We start from the raw sequence: 20,834 nt of genomic DNA, 5'->3' as shown, positions 1-20,834 counted from the left end.
TTGCCGCCAACCGTGCTCCCACCGTCCATACTGTCTGCCTGAATTAGTTTCCGAATTGCCCCTCACCCCGTCCCTCTTCCCCATCGGATGGTGAGAGAATTCCACGAAAGGAAATATCGCGCATTAAACCCCTGAACCAGACGGGCGACGACGTAGCGCGGGCGTCTTGGCCTGCGAGTTGGCCAGGCGTCCCGCCGGGCGTTCGCGCTGACAGCGGGACGCTGCCGCAACTCGCAGCCGGGACGGACACTGCGCTACAGGGTTCATGGGGAGGGTGGTCGAAAACCGGGTGAGGGGTCCGGGTGTTTCTATTCGGAAATTTATTTTGGCAACCGCTCTAAGGCAGCAGAACCACCGAATAAAATCGTTGACCGCTCGGGACGGCGCTCGCATCCACCCAATTCATCGAGCTGCCCGTGGAGCTTAAGTCCGGCGAAGCCACGCTCCACTGGGCAGCTTTGAGATCATCCTTGTAAACCACGCGGTACAGCCGGCCCGGCAGGCTCGTCCATGCCAGTGCTGCACCTTGCGCGGTGACGTTGAAGCTCGAAATGAACGGTGCCGGGTCCGAGCTGGCCAAGACGGTCACAGTCAGGTCGTTGGTGGAAATCAACTCGCCATCAAAGGCCTTGAGGCATACCACATAAGCCCCCGGGGTAGAAAAGGTGGCGGTCGTGGCGACGGCGTTGCTATTGGCAAAGGTCACTGTGCCCGGGCCACTGAGCACAAACCACGTCGTGGCGACGGAACCCGGAATAATCGGCAATCCGTCGTCAGTCACAGTGCCCTGCAAATTGGCCGTGGCCGGACCAAACACGGTCTGATCCGGCCCGGCAATCACCCTTGGCGGTTCGTTCGTTGGCACGGTGGCAGGCACGTCGTACGCAACTTCGTTTGAGGGCTCGCTTTCCAGGCCCAAAATGTTGTAGGCCGTCACCACAAAATAATATCGCTCCCCCGGAGTCAGGTTTGTGACGGTGGCCGTGGTTTGGTTACCGACGTCGAGGCGTTGGGAATAGTTGCCGCTCGCAGTGCCATAGTAGAGCGCGTAGCCGGCCACGTAGGGGTCCGGACTGGGTCCCCATTCCAGCGTGACGCCCGCACCGCTGACCGTAAGCGTCCAGAGAAACAGTCCGGCGACCATCCCGGGAAGTTTGTGAGAGAAGACTTTCGCTTTGCTCTGGGCTGCATCCATAAAAATAAAATTTCGAATCACGTGAGGACGCTGAGCAGCGGAGGTGCCACCGGAATTTTACCGGCACTGCGCACAGCGGTGGATGCGCGACGGAGCGAAGTTGTCCTACACCGCGGTGGAAACTTTTTCGCCGGTGCATTTCTGAACGAGTGAGTGCGCGCGACAATGAAGTCCGTGTTCTTCCTGCCCTCGGCATTGCAAAAAAACGGGGTCGGGAGTTTCAGCGCGAATTCGGGCCGCACTTTTTTCGAAAGGAACGGAGGCGGCCCTCCCTTCCAGTACGGAGACGCGCCTCCGCCTTTGTCCTACAACGTGTCGGTAATTGTCTGACACGTCCGGCGAGGATTCTCCTACAAGCAATCGGGACAAACCTTGAAATCGTTGTCAAAAAGACGGACGTGATTCCTGCGCGGGGCACGCATAGACCGGAGCAGGCATCGCCGCGCGGCAGGACTCGCGCCGATCTCAGAGAGGGCCGGGGTGAGCGGCGCGGTCGATTGGATGTTCAGGACATGAGTTACGTCCGAGCTTCATCCAGACAACTACGGATGGCTTGGAGGAGTTTGTCCGGATGATAAGGCTTGTGCAGAAAATGCCGGCCCGCCTTCAGCAAAAACTCGGTGTCACCCGGTTTCTCGCTGTAGCCGCTGGTGTAGAGCACACGCAACGCGGGTTTTTGCGCCGTCAACTTTTGCGCCAGTTCACGTCCGTTCAAGCCCCCCGGCATCACCAGGTCGGTCAACAACAGATCAATCTGCGCCCGGTGCTGGTCCCACACCGCCAGCGCCGCGATCCCCGAAGCGGCCTCCAGAACCTGATAGCCGCGCCGTTCCAATACCTTTTTGGTCAAGCCGCGCAACGCCACCTCATCTTCCACCAGCAGGATGGTTTCCGTGCCCTCCAGTTCCTTCGGCGCAATGACTGGTTCTTCCAACGCGATCTCCGCTTTGGCCGTCGGCAGGAAGACCTTGAAGGTGCTGCCGCGACCGGACTGGCTGCTCACTTCGATCCAACCTCGGTGCTGTTGCACTATCCCGAACACCGTCGCCAGACCGAGGCCGGTCCCTTCGCCCACGGCTTTGGTGGTGAAGAACGGTTCGAAGATGTGCTCCAAGATTTCAGGCGGCATCCCGCAACCGGTGTCCCGTACCGACAGGCAGACGAATTCTCCTTCGCGCGCCTCGGGCCGCTGGCGCACGTAGGCGCTGTCCGCGAGGAACAACTCCGTAGCGAGGGTCAACTGGCCGCCTTTGCGCATGGCGTCGCGCGCATTGACCGAGAGATTCATCAGCACCTGTTCCAACATCCCGGCATCGGCCTGGAGGGTCGGCAACTGCGGCGCCAGTTCCGTCTGAAAGCGCACGTCCTCGCCGATAATGCGCCGGAGCATCTTGCTCAGATTTTCGATCACCTCGTTCAGACTCAGCGTACGGGACTGCATGACCTGTTTACGGCTGAAGGTCAGCAACTGGCGCGTCAGATTGGCAGCCCGTTGCGCCGCGGTGAGCACCTCTTGCAACTGTTCCTTCGTCTCGCCGGCAAATTCTTTTTCCTCCAACAACATCTGCGTGTAGCCCTGGATGATGGTGAGGATGTTGTTAAAGTCGTGCGCCACGCCACCGGCCAGTTGCCCGATGGCCTCCATCTTTTGCGACTGCCGGAATTTGTCTTCGACCTCTTTGCGCTCGATGAATTGCCCGATCTGGCTGCCGATGGTCGCGAACATCGCCAGTATTTCGGCATCCGGCTCGCGGGTCTGGCCGCTGAACAAATCGATCACGCCGATGACTTCGTCCCGCCGCCGGATGGGAAAACCAATCGCGCCGCGCAAATTCAACCGTTCCGCCACGAACCGTCGGGGGAAATTGGTTTCTTTGGTTATATCCGAAATCCAGGCGGACCGGCCACCCGCCCAAACGCGGCCCGGCAGACATTCGCCCGGCGCCAATACTGTCTTGCGAGTCAACGCGACGAACTCTTCAAATTCGGTCGAAGGTGGATGCCACAGTTCCACGCAACGCAGCACTTTGGCCGGGCGGTCCACGGCCCAGAGTCCGCCCAAGTCCCACTGCAGGTTCTGGCAGATGGTGTGCAGGATTTTATTGGCGGCTTCGGCCAGCGTAGGCGATTCCGCGAGAATGCGCGTGACGGCATGGTGCGTGGCCAGCCGTTGTTCGGCCCGCTTGCGCTCGGTGATGTCCGCGAAACTGACCACCGTGCCGGTGATTTTTCCGTCGTCAAAAATCGGGAACGAGGCGTATTCCACCGGAAACGACGAGCCATCCTGGCGCCAGAAAACCTCCGTGCTCACGCGCACGCTTTCACCTTTCTGAAATGCGCGAATGATGGCGCAGTCCTCCGCCGGATAAGGCGAGCCGTCCGCCTTGTGGTGATGCATCAGCGCGTGGATTTTCTGGCCCAGCATGGCGTCGGGTTTCCAGCCGAACATTGCCGCGCCGGCGCGGTTGATGAGCGTGCACCGGCCTTCCCCGTCCATGCCGTAGATGCCTTCGCCGGTGGATTGCAGCAAGAGCTCCATGCGTTGCTGGCTCGCGCGCACGGCCCGTTCCGCCTGCTTCCGCCCGGTAATGTCGCGGCTGATGCAGAACAACAATGGTTTCCCTTCCAGCCGGACACCCGTCACCCCGACCTCCACGTCGAAGAGCGTGCCGTCCTTGCGTCGGTGCTGCGATTCAAACGCGGCGCTGCCCTTTACCAACTCGCGCAATCGATCCTGCAGTTCTTCGCGCGTGAAGCGGGCCTCCCAGTCCGCCACGTTCAGGCCCTTCATGTCCTCGGCGGTGTAGCCCAGTCCGCGGTAAAATGCGGCGTTGGCTTCCACCAGATCACCGTTCGCATCCAGCACGTGAATCGAATCGCCAGAAAGTTCCATGAGGGTTTTGTAGCGAACCGTCTCCGTGGCCAGCGCTTCCTCCGCGCGCTTGCGCTCGGTGATGTCCTCAAACAACGCCAGAATACATTGATCTCCCGCCATCTCGACCAGCTCCATGGACATGAGCATGTCGCCCAACTTCCCCGATTTCTTGCGGGCCTTTGCCTCCACGTTCTTCAATGAACCCTCTGCCTGCAGCCGCGCGGTCAATTCCTGTCGCCGATGGGAATTCGGCCACAGGCCCAATTCCAAGGCGGTGTGGCCCAGCACTTCTTCCCGCTGAAAACCAAACAACCGCAGGAAAGCGTCATTGACTTCGAGGAAGCACCCGTCGGACAGCCGGGCAAGGCTGAGACCCACAGAGAGCGCGCGAAAGGCCTTGGCGAAGCGCTCCTCCGATTGCCGCAACGCCTCCTCCGCTCGCTGGCGCTCGGTCCGTTCCGCCGCCTCTTGCACCGCTCGTTGCACCGACGCAGCCAAACGCGGCAAGCGATCTTTGAGCACATAATCGGTGGCGCCCTGTTTCAACGATTCCACTGCCGCTTCTTCGCCCATCGTGCCGGAAAGGAAGAGGAATGGTTTCCCGGGGTACTTTTGCTGAACCAGTTTTAAAGCCGATAATCCGTCGAAGTTGGGTAGCGCGAAATCCGAAATGACCAAGTCAAAGTCGCCCTGCTCCAGCGCGGCGTGAAAACCTTCCCGCGTCTGAATCCGCTTCACCTCACAAGCCACACCGGCTTCGTCCAACATCTCCTGCGCCAGCGCAGCATCCACTGCGTTGTCTTCCAAATGAAGAATCTTTAATGTCTGCTTCATATCATTCCGTCGCCGGCTGCTTATTTCCTGAGCGCAAGTCTCACTCGACTTGTCGCAGGCTGCCCGGCGGTGGCTCGTTGAGCAAGGCCCAGAAGCGACCCAATTCTTTGATCGTCTGGATGAACACTTCGAAATCAATCGGCTTGACGACGTAGGCATTGGCGCCGAGCTGATACCCTCTGGCCAGGTCCTGTTCTTCGCGCGAGGAAGTGAGGACGACCACGGGGATGAGGCGCAGGTGTTCGTCCGCCTTCATCTGGCGGAGCACTTCCAGGCCATCCACTTTGGGCAGTTTCAGGTCCAGAAACACGACGGCGGGTTCGCCCTGGGTCCGGCCGCTGAATTTTCCGCGCCGCTTCAAATAGTCCAGCGCGAGACCGCCGTCGTGAGCCACGACGACCGCGTTGGCCAGATGGTGCTCCTCCAAGGCGGTCAGCGTGAGTTCGATGTCTTCCTTGCTGTCCTCGACCAGGAGAATGCGTTTGAGTGAATTCATGGTGGATGGCTGGTTGCGGGTCATTGGTTGCGGGCTTCGCTGGTTAAACCCGGCTGCCGGGGGAGGGAAAAATAAAACGTGGCGCCGGCGCCCTCTTTGCCTTCGGCCCAGGTGCGCCCGCCGTGCCGCAGGATGATCCGGTGCACGTTGGCCAGGCCAATGCCTGTGCCTTCAAACTCTTCGGCTCGATGAAGGCGTTGAAACACCCCAAACAGTTTGTGCGCATATTGCATGTCAAAACCGACCCCGTTATCGCGAATGAACAAGACATTTTCCTTGGCGTCGGACTGGGCGCCGATTTCAATCTCGGCACGGGGGCGGGTCCGGGTGTATTTGAGCGCGTTGGAAATCAGATTGGCCATCGCCTGGCGCAGGAGGGCAAGGTCCGCCTGCACCGTGGGGAGCGGCCTGATCTTCCAAACGATGTCGCGTCCTTCAGTTTCGGGCCGCAAACTGTTGATCGTATCCTGGACCAATTGATCGAGGTTGACGGGGGCCGCGCGACATTCCGCGCGCCCCATTCGGGAAAAGGACAGCAGGTCGTCGATCAGGCAATTCATCCGCTTGGACGACTCGGAAATGGTCTTGAAATATTCCTGGCTCTTGCCATCCAGCGTCCCTTCAACCCGCTTCTGCAACAGGGTGATGAAGCCACTGATGTGGCGCAGCGGCGCGCGCAAGTCGTGCGACACGGAATAGGAAAAGGCCTCCAGCTCCTTGTTGGCGGTTTCCAGTTGCGCGGTGCGCTGGGCCACCCGGGTCTCCAGTTCGAGGTTGGATTGGCGCACCTCTTCCTCGGCGTCTTGCGCTGTTTGCAAAGCGCTGCGCAGGCGGGCCTCACTGTCGCGCAAGGCGAGGTTTTGCGCCTGGATTTGCGCGAGCATCTGGTTGAACGCATCCGTGAGCAGCCCCAATTCGTCCGCGCCCAGTTTTTTGGCCCGAACCGAATAATCGCGATGATCGGAGATGGCCCGGGCGGTTTCCGCCAGGGACAGGATGGGCTGAGAGATTCGTTTTTGGAGCACTTCGGAAATCAGGTAGGCGACGATGATGGTGATGGCGATCACGGCGACGGCGATCCCAATGGAATTGCGGAACCACTGGTGCATGATGGCGCCCGTGTCCAGTTGCAGGTAGAGCGTGCCCAAACGCCGGTTGTCGCCCTGCACCACCGACTGAAAGCCGGCCAGCGACGAGTGTGCGAACCCATACCCTTCCCTTCCCGGCGCGCGGGGAAAGGCGCTGGCAGGCAAGTCAGCGGGATATTTCGAAAAGAGTTTTCCCTCCTGGTCGTACAGAGCGGCGGCCACAATGTGGCGTTCCGCCTTGAGCGCCGCCAGGATTTCCTTCGCATCGTCCTGGTTGTCGAAGGCGAGCGCAGCGGTGCTGTTGGCGGCGATGACTTCTCCAACTGTGGAAAGTTGCCGGAGCGTCGTCTGCCGGAACGTCAGAAATTCGTAAACGAAGAACACCGAGCGCATCAACAGCAAGACCGCCACGCTGGTCAGCAAAATGATCAGCATGAGCTTGCGCCGAATCGGCATGTCTTGGAGCAACATGGTCAATCCTTTCCGGGAGCGACAATCTCCGCCGGCCTTAACAGTTTGGAACTGATCGTCAGCTTGGCGGCTTTGGCGGCCTCGACATTGATCCGAAACCGGATTTTGTTTTTTTCCGTGACGAATCGGATCATGCCGCCGCGCAGGGTAAAACCATCGACGTCCCCCACCATGAGAATATTGCGGCCTTTCAAGCTCGTGAAAATCTGCTCCAACTGGTTGGTTTCCGACTGGCTGACGTAGAGAATGTGGCAGGTCTTGATTTCCTCGACGCGCCGATACCGTTGGACGACCAAGGGGTGGTTGTTCACTTTTTCGCCGCGCACAATCTCGTCCAGATAGGCGCCAAACGGGTCTTCCCCAAGCACGCCGATGACCAGCGGCGCGCGCACTTCGGGAAAGGCTTCCGCCGGCCAGTCCACGAACTGGGAAAAGTTATACAGAAACGCGGCTTTGACTTTGTATTCCTTGGAGATGTCTGTCTGCGCGGTCAGATTCAACCCGCCCAAGATCAGCCCGGTGAATATCACAAGCCAGATCCAAGACCAGCCCTTCAGGCGCCGGATTGCGCGTCGGCATGTTGCTACCTTCAAAATCGCCATGTCACCTTTCCGTAAACGCTGCGTTCGATCTCCTGGCGCGACGCCAGGGCGCCAAACTCAGGATGATGATTGTGCAAAAGGTTCTGGCCGACGATGGACAATTCCAGCTTGGGAATCGGTCGCCAGGCCAGGCGCGCTTCCAACTCCTCATACGCCGGGACCTTCTGATTCTCAATCTGCGACACGTAACGAAAACCCGCGTCGAACTCCAAATGCCCGGGCAAATCCCACGACGAGCGCACGGTGACCTGGTGATTCGGGTCATGCGATTCACCGCTGCCGTTGCTGGTGTCCGTGCTGCCGGGCTTGGCCCGCACATGAATTCGCAACTCGGTATAGCCCGCCCGCAACCGCCACCAGTCCGTGACCCGGTATTCCGCCGTCAACTCCGCGCCGTAGGATTCGCCTTCCTGTCCATTTGCAATCACGATGGGAAACGGCGCCGGCGGGTTGACTTTTTCCACGCTGCGCAGGTTGTCATAGTCGTTGTAATAAGCCGCCAGCGACAGGGAAAGCCGCGGGTGCGGTTGAATGCGGTAGCCCAGCTCGTAGGCCAGCAGTTCCTCGGAAACAAAATTAGTGCCGCCTTGCAGTAAGGTGAAAGGCGGGTTGCCCGGCGCAAAAAAATCGTTGTCAATGCGCGACGGCGTCCGGACGGCGCGTGAAACGGCGCCCCACACGGTCTGATGTTGGGTGACGTTCCACGCCAGGCGGCCGCTGGGCTGGACTTCAAAGCCGGTGTAATCGTTGTGTTCGAGCTTCGTGCCCAGCGTCAAGTGCAGCCGGTCCCTCACCAACGCAATTTCATCCTGCACAAATCCGCTGAACCACTGCCGCGAGAGGCGGGCCGGGAGAAACGCCAGCGCGGCCGTGTTGCCGACGTCATCCTCGATCAGCCGGTAGCCAAGTCCCCAAACGATGTCATTGCGCTCGCCAATGGGGAACCGGTGTTGAAAATCCAGGTCGTAGGTGTCCAGGTCCTCGGCAAACGTGCCCGGAATATCGCGGTGCGTCCGGTCGTAGTACAATTGCAATTTGAAATCGGACGCTTCCGAAACTGTGTGCGACCAACGGCCCAGCACATTGCCGCCCGCCACGGCTATGTCGCCGGCGGTCCCCGGCTGCGCGATCCGGCCATCGTAAATATCCCCTTGCAAGGTGAGCAGGTTGGCCTCGGTCGCGTCCCAATCCAGGCGAAAACCGCCCTGCCCCTTGTACCAATCATTGGTCGCATCCCGACCGCTGGGAACCACCGCACTGTCCCGGTCAAAATATTTGCCATAGACCCGATAGTACAGATTGGAGCTCAAGGTCCCGCCGTAACGAATGCCACCGAAGTCGCGCAGTTCCGTGCCGCCGCCACCGAGCACGAGCAATCCTTGCGTGTCCTTCGCCGACTTGGTGATGATGTTGACCACCCCATTCACCGCATTCGCACCCCACAACGTGGCGCCGGGTCCGCTGATCACTTCAATCCGGTCAACGTCCTCCAGCAACGTGTCCTGCGCGTCCCAAAACACGCCCGAGAACAGCGGCGTATAAACCGTGCGCCCATCCACCAGCACCAGCAATTTGTTGGCGGTCGTGCTGCTGAATCCGCGCGCGCTGATGGCCCACTGCCGTGAATCCACCTGCGCCACCTCCAGATTCGACGCCAACCGCAAGGCTTCGGGAAGACTCGCCGCGCCGGAACGACGAATGTCTTCCTGCGTGATGACCTGGATGGCGGAAGCCGTGCCGGATAATTTTTCCGGCCGCTTGGAAACCGAGGTCACGTCAATGTCCATCAACTCATCCACGCTCAACTTCTTCATCACGCTGGGCGGCGGCAGGGTCTCCTGGGTTTGGCCGGGGGCGTCGCTCGCGAAAATGACCAAGCCCAAAACCATGAAGGCGTGGGCCGGTGACCAGGCACGCCGGGACTTCCGCCGGGTCGTACAGCGTTGGGTCGCGCGAGATTTCATGGGTTCCTGGGGTGAATGATTTTGAGCTTTGAACAACCACGAACCGCCGCCAACCTCCTGCCGGACGTCGCCAAAAATCGCGCCAGCGGCGCAGGGCCAAGGCCCCCTGGGCCTGCGGGAGAAATCGCGATCTCGGCATGGCAAAATTCTCCCCACCGTTGGGTCGTGGAATCACCTTTCATAAAATCAGCCGTTCGCGATTCGAAGGCAGTCGTATTCCTTCACCGTGTCGTGTTTCGGAGGGAGCATAATCGAACGAACTTCCACTGTGCAAGGGGTTTGAACTGTGCGAGTGCAAAGTTTGTTCGCCGGACCGTGCCCGCCCCGGCCCACACCTTTCGTGTCAGCCAGAAGTCCCTCGCGGTCTGCGATGGAACACGCGTTGATCTGAAGGAAACGTATTCGGTTAGGAAGCGGATTCAGAATTGAACTCGGGATTGCTGGAGGCAGCCCCACCGTTGTCCAGTCGCAGGCTCAGGCTCAAGTCGCCATCGCTCGCCGCACTGCCGGAGAAATGGAGCAACTCCAGAATCTCGCCCCGCAGGCGGAGGAATTCCGCACTGCTGCGCAGACGCGGCCGCGCGAGGGTCACCGGAATCGTCCGTTCGATGCGGCCGGGGCGCGGCGTCATGATGACGATGCGGTCGCTCATGTAAATCGCTTCGTCAATGTCGTGCGTGACCAGAAGCATCGTCGTGCGGCGCGCCTGCCAGAGCCGCAGCACTTCGTCCTGCATGCGCATCCGCGTGAAGGCGTCGAGCGCGCCCAGCGGCTCGTCGAGCAGCAGAATTTTAGGATGGTTGATCAACGCCCGCGCCAGAGCCGCGCGCTGTGCCATGCCGCCGGAGAGATGGTGCGGATACGCGTTGGCGAATCCTTCCAAACCGACGAGGCGCGCATATTCGTCCACCTCGTGACGCTTTTGATGCAGCAAACCGCGCGCGACCAGGCCCGCTTGAATGTTGCGGCGCACCGTGAGCCAGGGAAAAAGGTTGGGATCCTGAAACACCAGACCGCGTTCGGCACTTGGACTGTTGATCGGTTCGCTCCCGACCCAAAGCTCACCGGAGTTCGGAGTATCGAGGCCCGCAATGAGCCGCAGCAACGTGGATTTGCCGCAACCACTGGGGCCGACGAGCGAAACCAATTCACCGGCCACCACCGACAAGGTCACACCGTCCAAAGCCACGGTGCGAAACTCCATGCCATCCGGCGCCGGAAACTCCTTTCTCACGTCCACGAGGCGGAGCGAGGAACCTTCGGACATCGCCCTGTGCGCGGCCTCGGTCACCACTTGATCACTCCCTTCTGCCAGACCAGCACGCGGTCGCGCACCTTGAACAGCGCCGTCATGATCGTCGAGAAGAACGCGGCCATGATGATCAAGGCGGCAAAGACCTTTCCATATTCCGCCCAACCCTGCGCCCAGGCGACATACCAACCCAACCCGGATTTGACACCCACGGTCTCCGCCACGATCAGTGTCAGAAACGACGTGCCCAAGCCCATGAACAACCCGATGAAGATGCTCGGCATCGCCGCCGGAATGGCGACGCGGAAGATGAGGTATTTCTGGTCCGCGCCCAGCGTGCGCGCGACGTCGAGGTAGGACGCGCGGGTGTTGGCAATGCCGGAGATGGTGAGCATCGCGACCGGAAACCAGACGGCCAACGCAACCAGCCCAACCGATGAATAAGTTCCCGACGGAGAGAGAACCATCGCCAGCGGCACCCAGGCCGTCGCGGGAATGGGACCGACCACTTTCAGCAGCGGCATGCCCCAGTAGCGGGCGTGCGGAAACCAGCCGATGCAAATGCCCGTGATCAAGGCGATAACCACCCCCAAAGCGTATCCCGAAAGCAGAAGGAGGAGCGAATGCCAGGTGCTGTCGAACAGCAGCGCGCGATCATTGACCATGCTTTGCAACACGCTGGCTGGACTGGGAAAATACGGCAGCGGCAACCAGCGAAAACCAGATGTGATGACTTCCCACAAGCACAACGACAAAACTGCGGCGGCCAGAATCGGACAGATATGCGTCATCCAGCGTCGCAGGCCCAGCCAGAATGATTGCACTGCCGCCGCCGCCAGGAACACGCCCAGCACAATGCCGAGAAACACAGAATACGTACGCGTGTCCACGACTGGTTCGTTGTTTGAAACAAAAAAATGAACCGCCAGAGCAATCAACGTCGCCGCCGGCACGGCCAGCAGAGTTCGCACACGCGGCTTGGGCGATAAAGCCGACATGCGATTGACCTCGCGCGCCGTTTTTTCCGCCGGCACCGGGATCGGGACTGTCTCTTTGACCTGCACCAACGAAGTATTCATTGAACGGTAGGAAGAGCGCAAGGCCCGCAAAAGACCTCGGCTGGATTATACTTCGCATATTGGCGATGAACCCATTCCGGCGTCACCTGCGCCCCGGCCACTTTTTCAGCCTGTAGCGACTTCAACCATTCATCCGAAACGCCTTCCAGATGCACGAACGCACGTTTGGCCAAATCTTCGACATCGGTGGTTGGACTGAGCATGCCGGCGGTCTTCATTTCAGCCGATGCCAGTTTGACGGCAATCTCCGCGCCGGAAACGCTCGGCACGTAGCGCAGATGTGAAATCGCGACCGTGTTCATGTCCACGGTCGAAGCGAGATACTTCCCTTCGACCGACAATTTTGCCGCGGCGGCGGGATTGGTCTCCACCCACTTGGCGGCTTTGAGTAACGCGCGGGTTGCCGCAGCGGTGGCTTTCGGGTTGCGGGCGAGAAATTTCCCGTTCACCAACACAGCGCAGCAATATTCTTCACTGTAAGGAAGATCCGCCGCCTGATCGGCGATGTTGCGGACCTTTCCTTGCGCGACAAGCATGCTGCCAATCGGTTCGGAGTCCGCTACCGCATCCACTTCGCCCTTGTCCAACGCCAGTCCCAGTTCACCGGCGGGAAAGACGAGCCAGGTGATTTCTTTGCTTGGATCAATCCCATTCGCACCAAGGACGCGATTGGCGAAGATGAACGGCGGCGTTCCCATCCCCGGCACACCGATGCGTTTGCCCCGCAAATCTTTTATCGAACGGATGTCGCCCTTGGTGGACGCCTGGACGCGCAAACAACCGCGATGGATTCCCGCCGTGAACTTCACGTCCAGTCCCTGTTCAATGGGCTTGAGAAAATACATGACCAGGTGATGCGTCACGTCGAACCCGCCGAGCGCCAGCACGTCCTTGTAATTCTTCCACTCGCATTTCACGAGCGAGACGTCGAGGCCCTCCTCTTTGAAGAAGCCTTTTTCGACCGCGGTGAAAATCGGCGCTTCGCAAGTCAGGCCGATGTAGCCGACGCGGACTTTGTTCGAAGCATCCGTCGCCTTGTCCGGGCCTTGGTTGCAGCCGGTCAGGAACAATGCGCCCAACACTGCGGTCGTGATCAGTTTCGTGATAGTCATAATCTGTGCTTTCGTAACTCCAGCCATAAACCAACACCCGGAGCGCGGACAGCCATGTCCGCGCGGACCACAACCTCGGAACTTGCGGACATGGCTGTCCGCGCTCCGACCGATTTCCGTTTTCCGTTTCATGGTCCCGATGCGGGATTTTGAAATCGTCGAGTCCGGCCATGAACCGGCGCCGCTCGTTTTACCTGCCAAATCTTGGCCTTGGTCGGCCAATAATGGAAATCACTTTTTGCTATGGCAGTTATGCCGTCATGGTATAAGGACAGCATGGAACTGCGGCATCTCCGATACTTCCAGGCCGTGGCGGAAGAACTGAGCTTCTCCAAGGCGGCGCGCCGTCTCCACGTCGCACAACCCGCCCTCAGCCGCACCGTGAAGGAATTGGAGGAACAGCTCGGCGTGGTTTTACTCGCGCGCAATCGCCGCTCCGTCACGCTCACCCCGGCCGGCGCCGTGCTTTTGAGCGAAACCGGACTTCTGCTTCAGCGGTTGGACGAAACCCTGCGGCGTGTCCAACGAACGGCAGCCGGTGAAGAAGGCGAACTGCGGCTCGGCTACATCGGCCCGCCCGTGCAGTTATTTCTCGGACGAATCCTGCGCGAATTTCGCCGGCGTTACCCGCGTGTTTCGATCGTGCTGGAAGAGCGGACTCCCGAACGCGTCTGGGAAATGGTGGCGCGCGGGCGGTTGGCCGTCGGGTTGACGCGGCCGGTGTTCGCGCATCATGCGCTTGGATTGCGCACGGTGCTGCTGCGGCGCGAACCGCTTTGGGGCGTGCTGGCGAAAGGACATCCGCTCGCCAAAGCCTGTTCCATACCGTGGCGCGCCCTCAAGAACGAACCCTTGATCGTCCTAGCTCGCCGCGAAGGCGTTGGTTTGCACGACGCTGTTCTGGCCGCTTGCCGGCGCGCGCGGTTCAGGCCCCGGCTCGCGCATACGCCCAGCCTCATCAGCACCGTGCTCAGTTACGTCGAAGCGGGTTCGGGATTGGGAATCGTTTCTGACAGTATCGTTTCGCTTGGCGCAGGACGGCCTCTGGTTTTCCGACCGTTGACGCCGACACACACCGTGGACCTCGTCATGGTTTGGTCAGACGACAATGATTCGCCGTCCGCCAACGCTTTTCGCAATCTGGTTTTTGAATGGCAACAAGCGAAGCGGCTTTGGAACGAAACCCGCGCGCGCAGAAAAAACATTTGATTCAAGTTGCGGGCGGCGGATGGAACGCGAGGCCGGAACAGAGGGAATGTGGTGGCCGAAAAGAATTCAGTGAATCCCCGAAACCACTGCTCCGATGTGGGAACTGGTACAAAACCTCGGCGGTAATCCGTAGAATAAACGTGTTTTACCTCCCTCTCCTCCGGACGAAGGAGAGAGGAGAGGGCTGGGGAGAGGAGGCGCTTGTATTTGGACCACCCCTCTCTCCGGCTCTCTCCCCGTTCGTTCTTCGCAGGGAGAGCGTGTGTCCCCCGCACCTTGTTCCCCTCCTGGGAGGGGTCAGAGGTGGGTTTTTCGGAAACGCAATTTGGCGGCCGCCTTATTCATGTGCCTTGCCTTCCGCCTCGGCTTTCAAGCGCTGCCGTTCGGCGGCCTTGGCAAACGGATAATAAACCATCATGGCGATCACAATCGACATGGCCCCCCAGACGGCAGCCTTCCAGTCTCCACCGGAAACCAGATAATGCCCGATGATCGGCGGCGTCGTCCAAGGCACATTGATGAACGGTTTGTGGATCACGCCCCAGTCAATCAGCAGATAGGTGCTGGCCGTTAGGATCAACGCGTTGAGGATGTACGGAATCATAAAAATCGGATTCAGCACAATGGGGAATCCGAAGAAGATCGGCTCGTTGATCTGAAAAATCTGCGTCGGCAGCGAGAGCCGGCTGACTTTGCGGTAGCCCGGTTCTTTTGAGTTCAACATGATCAGCGCAAGCGCAATCGTTGCTCCCGTCCCGCCGACATTGACGAAGATGGTAAAGAACCCCAAGGCCGTGATGTATGGCAAGGGCTGGTGCGCCGCCGCCGCCTCCACATTCGCGGCCAGATATTGGAGAAAGATCGGGGCCACGATGGCGTCCATGGCGTTGTCCCCATTGATGCCCACCGACCACAGCATCGTTACCAGAAACGCGTACGCCAGAATGCCAGGCAGCGTATTGAGCGCGAAGACCACCGGTTTGAACACGGTAGTCACGATATGGTCGATATCCACTCCCAACACAAAACGGATCACCCAGAAGACCAGCACCAGAAAGAACAGTGGACTCAGAGAAAGAAACGATTCGTAAACAATGGGCGGCACATTCTCCGGCAGCTTGATGACAAAGTTTTTGTCCGTGAAAAACTTCTGCACGCGCACCGACACCAGCGCGATGATGACCGCGGTGAACAACCCTTTCGAACCAAGGCCGTCCATCGAAAAGTCTATGTCGTCGGCTTTTGCGCCCAATCTGAGTTGAATCATCAGGAAGATCAGCGTCGCCATCGTCGCGCTCACAATGGCTTCCTGCTTCAATTGCTTCCCCAGATCATAACCGATGGCAAAGCACACAAAGACAGCGAGCAGGCCGAAAGTGGCCGTCACGGGAACTTGCAGGAGTTGGACGTAAGGTTCGACCAGTTTTTCCCAATGCGCGCTCGGAAAGTTGGCGACGATCATGAAGAGACCCCCGATGATGGTCATCGGCACCACCGACACCATCCCGGCGCGGATGGCGGACAAGTAAGTGTTCTCGCTCAGCGCCGTCAGTGCCGGCACGATGTGTTTGTTCAGGAGCGCGGTTGCCTGGTTCAAATGGCCTCCTTTGACTGAACTGCTGCAGCGGAAACGCATGGGGAGCGCAGCCGCCCCGGCTGCCGTTCGGCGCGCCCTCGCGCCGAACCGTTCGCGCGGCAAACAAACGAATAACTCTGATCCAGCGCTTGTCGAAGCCAGCGACGAGGGCGTCGTCGGCACCGCCCGAGGCGGGCGCGCTCCCCAAAAGCAATTCCCTCGTTCGGGCTTTGTGGAGGTGAGTCAGGTTGAAGGATTGCAGCGATGATCATGCGAACAGTCAACACGGACGACGCGCAACGCGCAAGCGGATAACGGCAAACGCGGCTTCTTGCCTGAACCGCACCCGCAACATCAACGCTCAGCCCTCAACTTTTCCACCTCCGCAGACTCCGGCGCGACGGCGTCAAATCGAAGTGAAGGCGTGCAATCCTTGACCTTTCAGAATGATCCTTGATTGAAAATCCTAACTCTGGTGTCGTAGGTTTCAATGTAATAGCAACGCAACACACAGACTCCCTCACCCGGTCTTCGACCACCCTCTCCCCATCGGATGGGGAGAAGGATGGGGTGAGGGGCAAGTCGGAAATTAATTCTGGCAAACAGTAGATTCAAGTAACTCGCTTCCTTCTCGAGAGAGTTGCGTTTCTGCTTTCCTTGAGAACGTAACTAGGCGCCGTTCCCGGAACGCAACACGCGGGAAGTCCTCATCGGAGGCGTGCGTCGCGCAGAAAATCCACGTGCTGGTCCAACAGCAGCCGGTTGCGCCCGCCACGGTGAACGGCACCGCCCTTGAGTTCGGCGGCCACAGTGGGCGCGGTCTTGGGAAAATACGGATCAACCGCGAACTCCACTTCGCCCAAGGATTCCGGTCGGCCCGCCGCCGGATTATTCGCCTCCCGCAAATCGCGCCACGCCTGTTCCGGGGTCTTGCGCCAGAAGTTGTCGAGCGGCACGGGATCGTCTATGCGGTCGAAGCGCCAGAGCCAGTAACCGACGGCCGACGCGGGATCGTTGGTGCGGGCGAGCTGCACGCATTGCGGCAGATTGCGCAGTTGCGCGGACGCGGCGAGTTCCGGGCAAAGCCAGACCTGCGAACCGCCGAGATAATTGGTGAGCGTGAGCGCCGCCCATCCGCCGCGCGGGTCGGACGGCGGCCAGTCGGTCCACGGGCGGTAGCCGAGCGCGGTCTTCAACGGACGTTCGTCGGGAAAGCGGTCGGCGTCGTCTCCGAGGTAAAGCGTAAAGCCAAGCCCGATCTGGCGGAGGTTGGAGAGGCAGGAGGTTTGCCGCGCCTTGGACTTCGCTCTCGCCAACGCCGGCAACAGCAGGCTCGCCAGAATGGCGATGATGGCAATGACCACCAGCAATTCGATCAGCGTGAAACCACGTCGGCCTTGGTGGTGAAGGTTCATGGCTTGGCCGATGGCAGGGCGAACGCCACGTAAGCGTCGCCACGTTGGGACTCAAGTTTGCTGCCCGTTGCGGCGATGACGATGAATTGCCGGCCATCAATCTGATAGGTTGCCGGCGGCGCGTTGCCCACCCACGGCAGAGTCGTGGACCAGAGTTCCGCGCCCGTGTCCTTGTCAAACGCGCGGATCTTGCGATCGCGGGTGCCGGCGCAGAAAACAAGTCCGCCCGCGGTGACGATGGCGCCGCCGTAATTCTCCGTGCCGGTCTTCGGCACACCTTGCGCGGTCAATTCCGGAAATTCCCCGAGCGGCACTTTCCAAAGAAGTTTTCCGGTGTTGAGATCCAGACAGTTGAGCGTGCCCCACGGCGGTTTGTTGGCGGGGTAGCCCTCGTTGTCGAAAAACCTCGGGTAGCCCGCGAAGCTGTAAACGGGTCTTTGGGTCGGCGGGTTCGTCGCCGGCATCGCTCGGTCGCGCAACATCAGATAGTCCAGCAGCGCTGTGAGGTCGGAGTCGCTAAGTTGGGCTTCCGGAATGGCGGGCATGCCGTTCCTGCCGGTGCGGATCTGGTTTGTCACCGCCGCGTCGGTGAGCCGATGACGCAATCCGCGCAACGGCGGCGCCACGCCGATGCCGAGCCGGTTGGTGGCATGACACGACGCGCAGGTGGTCTCAAAAACAGTTTGTCCGCGGGTCCGGGGCAGGCTGGGATCGTCGGGCGGGTCATCGTTGCGAAAAATGGAGATCAGCCAGCCAATGTGATTGGCGCTGACGTAAAGCCGGCCGGTGTCCGGGTCAATACATGCGCCGGTCCATTCCGCGCCACCGTCAATGTTGAAGAGAAGATTGGCCCGCCCTTCGCTGCCGGGACGAAACCAGCCCGTCGTCGCGCTGTTGAAGCGGGTCAGGGCGAAGTCGGCTGCCTCCTCCGTGCGATCCGTGAGATCGGCGGCGGTAAACTCCTGCTTGGAGAAATGCTCGGGCAGTTCCGGATCCGGCTGATACGGTGAAGTCACCTCGCCGCGCAGTTCGCTCGTGGGCGCGCGGCGCAGGCGGAAGGGAAAAATCGGTTTGCCCGTCACGCGATCGAGCAGCAGCGTATTGCCGATCTTCGTGACGGCTGTGACCACGTCCACGCGTTTGCCATCGTGCGTGATGGTGGCGAGATTGGGCGGCGCGGGAATGTCGAGGTCCCAGATGTCGTGGCGGATTTCCTGGAAATGCCAGAGGCGTTTGCCGGTGCGCGCGTCAAGGGCGATGAGGCAATTCGCAAACAGATTGTCGCCGCGATGCTCCACGCCGATGAAATTATTCTTCGGGCCACCGGTTGTGATGTAGGCAATGCCGCGCACTTCATCCATCGCCATGCCGGCCCAGCAATTGGCGGCGTAAGGCTCGGTTCGATCCCAGGTATCATAACCAAATTCACCGGGTTGCGGGACGGTGTGAAACGTCCAGAGATGTTTGCCGCTCACGACGTCAAAGCCCCACGCGTCTTTCTCAAATCCCGGCACAACAATGATCCGCTCGAAAATCGTCGGGCCGGCCGTGGCCGCGCCGAAATCGCCTTGCGCGCGGCCGGGCAAAAGCGTTTTGCCGCCGTCACCAAAAACCGCGACCGGCTGGCCGGTCTTGGGATTCAACGCGTACAGAAATTTTCCCGCGCAAAACATCACGCGCTCGCTCGCAGCGTCGCGGCCCGACCAATAGATCAATCCGCGAAACGCCGGCTTGCCTTCGCCATCGGGCTTGAATCGCCAGAGTTCCACGCCTGTGGCTGCGTTCACCGCCACGATGTGTTTGCCCGGCGTCGGTGCGAACATCACGCCGTCCACGATGATGGGATTACATTGAATATAGTTGCTGCCGTCCTGGGAGTGATAGGTCCAGGCGACCTGAAGGTTGGTCACGTTCAGGCGATTGATCTGGTCGAGGGCCGAGTAGCGCGTGCCGCCGTTGTCGCCGTGCGAGCGATGCCAAGTGAGATAGGTATCGCGTTTCGGAAACCCGTTGGCGGGAGTTAATTCCTCGGGCGTCGCGGCGGGGATGGTTTGGTAGAGCGGGAGTTTTTCGCGTTCCTTGGAATCTTCCACGGCCCAGTAGTCCTTCGCTGGCGTCGCTCCGGCTGGCGGCTCGTCGAAATGCCACAAACCAATGGTCTGCGCATCAGACCGGAACGGCGGCTTCACCCCGGCTGGGAATTCGCGCACGCCCATCGAGAGGCGCACGTCGGTCACGACGCCGTCGCAACCCATCGTCCCTTCCACGAGTTGACCAATGGCCAAGCCGCCCGGAATCGGTTGACCTTCGCGAGTTCTTGCTGGAGTGTCGTTGACCAGCTTTCCGTCCACGAACAACCGCACGCGTTCCGGTTCGATCACCGCCGCGAGATGATGCCATTGCCCGTCGCAGATGTTCACCTCCGACTTAAACTCGCCACCCCGACCGGGCTGATAAAGACTCAGCACCCCGCTGCCCGCATACGAATACAACTCCCAATGCTCCGCCGAATTCTTGGTGTCGCTCGCAACAAGGATGTTGAAATTACCCGGGCTGTTGAGCCGGGCGCGGCACTCGACAGTAATGGGCCGCGCGCGATATTCCGGCTTGCCTTCGACTACGTTCGCCTTGCCGCCAGCTTGACTTGAAGGCGAAGCTGCCTTGGGCGGTTGCCAACTGCGCGGCTGCGGCTTTGGTCCCGCTGCACGACCATCCAGTTGCGGCACGAGCCAATCGAGACCGTCGAGGTTGTCCAGCAAGCGCGTCTCGGCATCGGCGAACACTTCCAAGATGATGCCGACCGGCCCGTGCCAGCCACTTTCCTTGATGATGCGCAACAGCCGCAGGTCTTGATCTCCCTGACCCAACGGCGCGGTGCCGAGGTCGTGGCCTTGGAGATCGCCATCCTTGATCATCCCGTTGAGCGTGATGGCCAGCAGATAAGGTTTCATCTTGGGGAACAACTCCGCGAACCGGTCAATTTCTCCGTGGCCGTGATGCTGGGTATAGACCATGCCGACGTTGCGGATGCCGTTCTGCTGCAGCCGCGCAATGATTTGGATCTGGTTCTCCGGGACGCCAAACCAGCCGCCATGATTATACAACGCCACCTGGCAACCGAGTTTCGCCGCTTCCGCGGCGATGGGTTTCACGCCCGCGATCAGGCGCTCGACATGCGCCGCTTGCGCGGCTGGAGTGTCTTCAAAAGCATGGTCAAGACGCAAATGTGGCCCGCCTTCCAGCATGACCCACAGTTGCGGATGGATGTCATTACGTTTGATGCAGTCCAGGATGGCACGTGCCTCAGCGTTGAGCGCGCCCGGGAACCACCATGCCGTCATCTCCACGCTGTGCCGTTTCATCGCCGCCACTTCGTCGTCAAACGTGGGGATGTGTTCGGCGCGCCAGTCGTAAGCCAGTTTTTTGATGCCGAGTTGCTCCAGCATCTGCCCGCGCGCTGCCGGCCCGCGCTTTTTCGTGTCGAACGGCACGATGCACCAGGCCACGAGATTCGAGTGAGCGAAGAGTTGGTAGTCGGCGGCGCGCACCGGTGCGGCAGCGGCGAGCGAGAGGAGAATGAGAATCAGTTTTCGGATGGCGTTCATTTTTCTACTGGTCGCGTCCGCGCGCCACAAAGCAGGAGCGTTTTCGTCGCGCAAGGCGCAG

The 20,834-nt window shown here is 60.0% G+C and carries 14 protein-coding genes; 2 read left to right on the top strand and 12 right to left on the bottom strand.

Annotation, left to right across the window (positions count from 1 at the left end):
- Positions 1-337: 337 nt before the first annotated feature.
- From HY298_16350 to HY298_16310, 9 genes are all read right to left on the bottom strand, one after another.
- On the bottom strand, positions 338-1,195 hold the full coding sequence (locus HY298_16350; protein ID MBI3851827.1) for a fibronectin type III domain-containing protein: 858 nt from the start codon (positions 1,193-1,195) through the stop codon (positions 338-340).
- A gap of 517 nt (positions 1,196-1,712) precedes the next feature.
- Positions 1,713-4,904 (bottom strand): PAS domain S-box protein, encoded by a 3,192-nt coding sequence (locus tag HY298_16345; protein ID MBI3851826.1) that lies wholly within the window; start codon positions 4,902-4,904, stop codon positions 1,713-1,715.
- Between the two features lie 40 nt (positions 4,905-4,944).
- Positions 4,945-5,400 carry a response regulator gene (locus HY298_16340; protein ID MBI3851825.1) on the bottom strand — a complete coding sequence of 152 codons (456 nt, stop codon included), beginning with the start codon at positions 5,398-5,400 and terminating at the stop codon, positions 4,945-4,947.
- A gap of 20 nt (positions 5,401-5,420) precedes the next feature.
- Positions 5,421-6,959: a HAMP domain-containing protein gene (locus HY298_16335; GenBank protein MBI3851824.1), complete on the bottom strand. Its 1,539-nt coding sequence runs from the start codon at positions 6,957-6,959 to the stop codon at positions 5,421-5,423.
- Between the two features lie 2 nt (positions 6,960-6,961).
- Positions 6,962-7,489 carry a YfiR family protein gene (locus tag HY298_16330; GenBank protein MBI3851823.1) on the bottom strand — a complete coding sequence of 176 codons (528 nt, stop codon included), beginning with the start codon at positions 7,487-7,489 and terminating at the stop codon, positions 6,962-6,964.
- A 59-nt stretch (positions 7,490-7,548) separates the two neighbouring features.
- Positions 7,549-9,525 carry a TonB-dependent receptor gene (locus tag HY298_16325; GenBank protein MBI3851822.1) on the bottom strand — a complete coding sequence of 659 codons (1,977 nt, stop codon included), beginning with the start codon at positions 9,523-9,525 and terminating at the stop codon, positions 7,549-7,551.
- 406 nt (positions 9,526-9,931) lie between these two features.
- The gene (locus HY298_16320; GenBank protein ID MBI3851821.1) at positions 9,932-10,792 is read right to left on the bottom strand and encodes an ABC transporter ATP-binding protein; all 861 of its coding nucleotides are present in this window, start codon (positions 10,790-10,792) and stop codon (positions 9,932-9,934) included.
- 20 nt (positions 10,793-10,812) lie between these two features.
- A complete protein-coding gene (locus HY298_16315) occupies positions 10,813-11,856 on the bottom strand; it encodes an ABC transporter permease subunit (protein MBI3851820.1) in 1,044 nt (347 codons plus the stop codon).
- Positions 11,853-12,968 (bottom strand): ABC transporter substrate-binding protein, encoded by a 1,116-nt coding sequence (locus tag HY298_16310; protein ID MBI3851819.1) that lies wholly within the window; start codon positions 12,966-12,968, stop codon positions 11,853-11,855. The genes HY298_16315 and HY298_16310 overlap by 4 nt, the downstream gene beginning before the upstream one ends.
- Before the next feature lie 276 nt (positions 12,969-13,244).
- Between HY298_16310 and HY298_16305 the strand changes: the two genes are divergently transcribed.
- Entirely contained in the window at positions 13,245-14,177 is a 933-nt protein-coding gene (locus HY298_16305; GenBank protein ID MBI3851818.1) for a LysR family transcriptional regulator, read from the top strand.
- A 337-nt stretch (positions 14,178-14,514) separates the two neighbouring features.
- Here HY298_16305 and HY298_16300 read toward each other — a convergent pair whose 3' ends face one another.
- Positions 14,515-15,774, bottom strand: coding sequence for a PTS sugar transporter subunit IIC (locus tag HY298_16300; GenBank protein MBI3851817.1), 1,260 nt, complete (start codon positions 15,772-15,774; stop codon positions 14,515-14,517).
- Positions 15,775-15,784: 10 nt separating this feature from the next.
- On the opposite strand from HY298_16300, the gene HY298_16295 reads away from it, so the two are divergent.
- The gene (locus tag HY298_16295) at positions 15,785-16,021 is read left to right on the top strand and encodes a hypothetical protein (protein MBI3851816.1); all 237 of its coding nucleotides are present in this window, start codon (positions 15,785-15,787) and stop codon (positions 16,019-16,021) included.
- Between the two features lie 439 nt (positions 16,022-16,460).
- On the opposite strand, the gene HY298_16290 is transcribed toward HY298_16295, so the two are convergent.
- Both HY298_16290 and HY298_16285 read right to left on the bottom strand, forming a co-directional pair.
- Positions 16,461-17,168 (bottom strand): prepilin-type N-terminal cleavage/methylation domain-containing protein, encoded by a 708-nt coding sequence (locus HY298_16290; protein MBI3851815.1) that lies wholly within the window; start codon positions 17,166-17,168, stop codon positions 16,461-16,463.
- A complete protein-coding gene (locus HY298_16285) occupies positions 17,165-20,773 on the bottom strand; it encodes a PQQ-binding-like beta-propeller repeat protein (GenBank protein MBI3851814.1) in 3,609 nt (1,202 codons plus the stop codon). Before HY298_16285 ends, HY298_16290 begins: the two co-directional genes overlap by 4 nt.
- Positions 20,774-20,834 lie beyond the last annotated feature (61 nt).

The sequence above is a fragment of the Verrucomicrobiota bacterium genome (assembly GCA_016200005.1).
In the GTDB taxonomy this organism is placed as follows: domain Bacteria; phylum Verrucomicrobiota; class Verrucomicrobiia; order Limisphaerales; family PALSA-1396; genus PALSA-1396.
The sequence above is the reverse complement of the archived record's forward strand: the minus strand, read 5'-3'. Positions and strand labels throughout refer to the sequence as shown.